Source organism: Azospirillum griseum, assembly GCF_003966125.1.
GTDB lineage: Bacteria > Pseudomonadota > Alphaproteobacteria > Azospirillales > Azospirillaceae > Azospirillum > Azospirillum griseum.
Genome location: NZ_RXMA01000032.1, coordinates 13,897 through 18,203, shown reverse-complemented (window position 1 = coordinate 18,203; position 4,307 = coordinate 13,897). Strand labels below are relative to the sequence as shown.

The window sequence follows — 4,307 nt, the reverse complement described above, 5'->3', positions numbered from 1 at the left end:
CCCGGCACGCAATGATGGTTCGTCAAAATATAGTCCCGGGAAATGATCGAGGCCGTGCAGGAGCCCGTTTTACCGTCGGCCCGCTGTATCTCCAACCGCCCCACCGCCCGCGACAGGCGCCGGCCCTGATGCGTTTCGGGATATCGCGACAGGCGGACATAGTTCCCGCCCTGGACCAACGATTCCAGACGGCCCGTCAGCATCTGCGGCAGGCCGAGATTGACGGTGCCGAAGGGAGCGGACGATACAAAGACTTGCCCCCGACCGGTGCCTGGACAAAGCGCCGTGATCGCAAGGGTCGCGAAAGCCAAAGCCGACGCTCGTCCGAAAATCATCCGACGCCCCTCCGCCATTCTGTCGTGAGGAAAACCACAACCGCAATCCTGCAAACGCTATCCTGACGGCACAATCAGGGTCAACATCGGCAAGGTCGGACGAGACCTGTGCAAAAACATCAGCAATCCGGCGAAGGCCGTCGCCAGAAGAGAATGAGGCCGATGGGGCCGATACGGATGATGGCGTGCTGCTGGCGTGGCACCCGACGCAGATCGGTCAGCGGGGGTGCTCACCGACCCACGTCGACTTGGCCCTCGAGGCCGGAGGTCTGCGGCGCTTGCCGTTTGATCGACCGCAGCGGCAGACCAAAGGGTTGCCGTGTGATGGACCTGAACATCAGCATCCTGCATCACATAGACCCTGTCGCGCTGCAGCATCGCCGTGTTGCAGGCCACGGTCAAACCCAGAGACCACGCGGGCCACCCCCGGAGTTTATCGATACAGGAAGCTGAGGTCAGGACCGTCGGATGCACAGCTCGAACATGTCAGACCGATCATTGCGCACCAACGCGTCACTCCTGGGCAATGCACCGATTCCAGTCGCTTGCGCGACCAGGGAGGGGCATTCCTTCCCTGGCCCCTCCCAACCCGACATCGCCTGTCACAAAGACACAGGAAAGGGTAGCTGTAAAGATTCAAGGCAGGAGTGTCCTGGCTACACGGAATCCGCGATTGAAGATCCGGTAGTTGGGGGGGTTCCAGTAGCGGAACGCCGAAAGCAGACTGCTCGGTGCATTGTACCAGGAACCGCCGCGAAGGACGCGACCTTCACAGGTTCCGGCTGTCCACGCCGAACCGTCAGCAGGGGCACCCTGATAGTCAGCGTGCCAGCAATCCTCAACCCATTCCCACACATTCCCATGCAGATCGTAAAGACCGAAGGCGTTCGGCTTAAAGCTCCCGACCTCCGCCGTCCGCCGACGGTAAACGTCTGTCGCTCTGCCGTTGTATTCGAAAGTTCCATCAAAGTTTGCTTGATCCGTGGTGATCCGGTACCCCGTGTTGAAAGGGGTCGTCGTCCCGGCACGCGTCACATATTCACGCTCGGACTCGCTCAAAAGACGATAACTTTGACCCGTCTTCCGCGATAGCCACGCAGCATAGCTCTTCGCGTCATGCCAGCTCACGTGGATCACCGGGCGACGGCCTCGGCCCCACCCCTCATCCCCAGGCCGATAGCCCCCGCACCCACCATCCCGCACGCACGCATCCCACTCCTCAAACGTCACAGCGTAGCGGCCAACCGCAAACGCCTGGCCAATCGTCACACGATGCTGCGGGCCTTCCCCCTGGGATCGACCACGCTCGTCCTCCGGCGACCCCATCATGAAATTTCCCGGCGGGACCACCACCATCTCAGGGCATTCCGCGCAATCCCGGATCACACGTGGTCCCGATGGCGCAGTTTGAAGCGACAGCGTCACGGTACCCTCGGCCTCACCGCCGCCCTCTTCACGCACACGGTATGAAAAGGTGACATCCCCGGCGGCGTCCGTGGGTGCGGTGTATAGGATCTCCTGTCCGTCGGCAGCAACCTCCGCCCGGCCCTTTGCCATTGGCCCGACGGCGACAACGCGCAAACCCCCGCCAACCGCGCCGACGTCATTCTCCAAGACCGGCAGACGATAGGTCTTGCCGCCTTCCAACTTTTCCCAACGGTCATTGACGGTGCGGGGGTTCAAGATCGGCTTCGATCCGGAACCAACAAGCGACGCAAATATGCGGCTGCTGCGTTTGATCTCCTCCATTCGAATGGCAAAATTCGCTTGGGTATCGCCACTGTGGTGAAGACCGACCAGGGCGCCATCGTCGTCGGCGAACACGGGTGAGCCGGAGTTGCCGGGGATGCTGTCGCAGCGATGGGCAAACTCCAGACCGGAAGGGACACGGCGGTCAACGGCCAGACAATCGCGCCGGATGATGTGTTGCGAAGCGCCGCCCGGATGACCGATCAGAAACAACGCCTCGCCCGGCCTGGGATCGCGGACATGATTCAGCGGCAAGGATGGGAAGCGCGATGTGTCGCCCTCAACGCGCAGAATGGCGTAGTCGAGATCGGCGTTGCTTTCCAAGGGCGGTAATGCAACCCCAAGCAAGGGAATCTCCGCTTCCGTGCGGCCATCAACCACTCCAAGGGCCAACTTCATGTCCAGTGCCCGTGTGGCCGGGGTGGTGCCGACGACGCAGTGATGGTTGGTCATCACCCGATCCTTGGCAATCAGCCAACCGGTGCAGGCGCTGGTCTCGTTGGAGGCGGTCAGGATTTGCACACGACCAACGGCTTGCCCGGACCGGTGGTAACGACCGGACTGATAGCTGGCCATTGACTCGAAATTGCCCCGCTGGATCATGGTCATCGCTCCGCCGGTGACGGCTTGAGGGAAATGCCAGACCTTGCGGTCGAAATAGTCCCGGCTGAGACGGACCTCGTCCGCGCGCGCGGAGGCGGAGGACAGCCCAACCCCGATCAGCAGAGCGGCTATTGCACAAAGACGCAGAATCATCGCCGTTATGTCCCTTATCGTCCGTTGGGATCGTGCTGGAGGACCACCGTGCGGGTCACGGTTCCGGTGCTTGGTCCGCCTCTCCCTCCCGTGCCCGACAGAATGATTGATTCAAAGGCGACCCGGGTCGGGCAGACGGGTGGGGAGAGCACGATGCTTTCCAAGCCCGTCGCCAACGCCGCAGCGTCTTGGCCGCAGACCTGGTGGATGAGGTGGAGCACCTCGGTTCCCGCGCGCCCGTCCATGCGGAACACGCCCGTCGCGGGCACCCGTTGAACCGCCCCTGCCGCCAGCGACCACGTGCCGATTGGTTTCCGTTCGCCGGAGCCAGGGGCCTGGTTGAGCACCGTCAACAGGCCCGGTCGACTGACCGACACGCAGAGATGAAACGCGTCCCCGGTGCGAAAGCGCTTTTGGTCGGAATCGACCACATAGCTTTTTGTTTCTCCAGCCGCGTAAGCGTGAACGGACGCTGCAATGTCGTGCCGACCGTCATCACCGGCCTGAACCGCCTGGATGGCGGGCGAAATTCCTGGCAACCGGACCACAGTGACACGGCGGTTGTGAGGGTGCTCTGGATCATCGGGATACAACAATCGCGTTTTGCCGAATCCACGAATGGATATTGGAGAGGTGTTGGCGGAAAGCCCAGCCCGCACCGCTTCAGCCCGCCGGAAGGACAGGCGAAGATTGTAGTCATCGGAGCCGGAGGCCGAGGTGTGCCCTTCCAGCACGAACCGATCGAACGGAAAGCTGCGCATGGCGTTCGCCAAAATCGCCAGCTTTGCCCGGGATTCCGACGTCAGGCGGTCGGAATCATGGTCAAAATGGATGTCGGGAATATCGACACGGCGGGGCTGAGCGCAGTCGCGAGGGTCCGCCGCCGGGCCGCTCAACGCGAAAACGACCGCTTCCGGTGTGGCCGTACCAAGCGCCAACGGCGCTTGAGCGCGCCCGTCGGTCCAACCCGCGCTTGCCACCAGCGCAAGCCCGGCGATGATGATCATCCGCATCCGTTCAGCCATGGCGTTCCCCTCCTCATTCCGCATCGGCCCCATCGGCTCCATTCTCTTCTGGCGACGGCCTTCGCCGGATTGCTGATGTTTTTGCACAGGTCTCGTCCGACCTTGCCGATGTTGACCCTGATTGCGCCGTCAGGATAGCGTTTGGAGGGTCGTGGTTGTGGTTTTCGTCACAACAGGATGAAGGAGGGGCGTCGGATGATTTTCGGACGAGCATCGGCTTTGGCTTTCGCGACCCTTGCGATCACGGCGCTTTGTCCCGGCATTGGTCGGGGGCAAGCCTTTGTGTCGTCCGCTCCCTTTGGCACCGTCAATCTCGGTCTGCCGCAGATGCTGACGGGCCGTCTGGAATCGTTGGTCCAGGGCGGGAACTATGTCCGCCTGTCGCGATATCCCGAAACGCATCAGGGCCGACGCCTGTCGCGGGCGGTGGGGCGGTTGGAGG

The 4,307-nt window shown here is 62.2% G+C and carries 3 protein-coding genes; all 3 read right to left on the bottom strand.

The annotated features are described in order from the left end of the window. Positions 1-335 (bottom strand): trypsin-like serine protease (locus EJ903_RS22555; protein WP_210211516.1); only part of this gene is annotated, 335 nt, incomplete at its 3' end. A gap of 636 nt (positions 336-971) precedes the next feature. Further along, on the bottom strand, positions 972-2,840 hold the full coding sequence (locus EJ903_RS22550) for an SUMF1/EgtB/PvdO family nonheme iron enzyme (RefSeq protein ID WP_126619705.1): 1,869 nt from the start codon (positions 2,838-2,840) through the stop codon (positions 972-974). A 14-nt stretch (positions 2,841-2,854) separates the two neighbouring features. Beyond that, entirely contained in the window at positions 2,855-3,865 is a 1,011-nt protein-coding gene (locus tag EJ903_RS22545) for an OmpA family protein (RefSeq protein ID WP_158627984.1), read from the bottom strand. Positions 3,866-4,307: the final 442 nt, after the last annotated feature.

Bases quoted from the DNA above. Each gene is read 5' to 3' on its own strand.
- EJ903_RS22545 (WP_158627984.1), bottom strand. From the start codon at position 3,865: ATGGCTGAACGGATGCGGATGATCATCATCGCCGGGCTTGCGCTGGTG.
- EJ903_RS22550 (WP_126619705.1), bottom strand. From the start codon at position 2,840: ATGATTCTGCGTCTTTGTGCAATAGCCGCTCTGCTGATCGGGGTTGGG.